The 680-nt window shown below is 64.9% G+C and carries 1 protein-coding gene; it reads right to left on the bottom strand.

The window, feature by feature from the left end:
• A partial coding sequence (locus tag Q9G87_RS61405; protein WP_305925698.1) for a transposase family protein occupies positions 1-552 on the bottom strand: 552 nt, incomplete at its 3' end.
• Between the last annotated feature and the right edge of the window lie 128 nt (positions 553-680).

Genomic DNA, 680 nt, shown 5'->3' on the forward strand with positions numbered 1-680 from the left:
TGCGCCGACGTACGCCTTGTCGGCCAGTGTGATCAGTTTCGCGGCCTGCAGTCGGCGGATGATGCCCCAGATGCGGGCCGCCTTCAGGTCGTGTACCGAGCCGGGTAGTGATCCCGAGGTCCACAGCAGCGTCCCGTCTGGCGCGGCCAGGACCTGGATGTTCATGCCATGTCTCTTATGTTTGCCGGAGTAGAAGGGCCGGTCGGCGGCCAGGCGATCGATCGGAATGAGCGTGCCGTCGAGCACCACGAACGCGTATCCGGCGCGCTTGGCGGCGCGAATGGCTTGGTCCAGCGTGGGTGAGCGCTGGGCCACGAGCGCGACGGCCTCTTGAACGTAGCGCCAGGCGGTGGCCGTGCCGACGTCGAATCCGGCGGCGATCTCGGCGAAGGTCTCCCCTTTGCGCAGGTAGACAAGCACAAGCATGGCCTGCTGGCCGGGGTTGAGGCGGCGCTTGGTGGACTTGAGCGCCTGCCGGTTCCGGCGCAGGATGCCGGCCAGGTAGGTCAACGTCTGAGATGACAACGGCAGCGCAGCACGGTAGAACAGCACTCAGGCCCCTGGTGGTGATGGTTGATCTTGGTCGACAACCCTTCTACCAGGGGCTATCTGCGTTGCGGATCAAGGATGATGATCTGCAACGGACCCGTGACCTGCAGCGTCACGGTGGAATGGGCTCA

This window comes from Nonomuraea turcica, from assembly GCF_030718205.1.
Lineage (GTDB): Bacteria > Actinomycetota > Actinomycetes > Streptosporangiales > Streptosporangiaceae > Nonomuraea.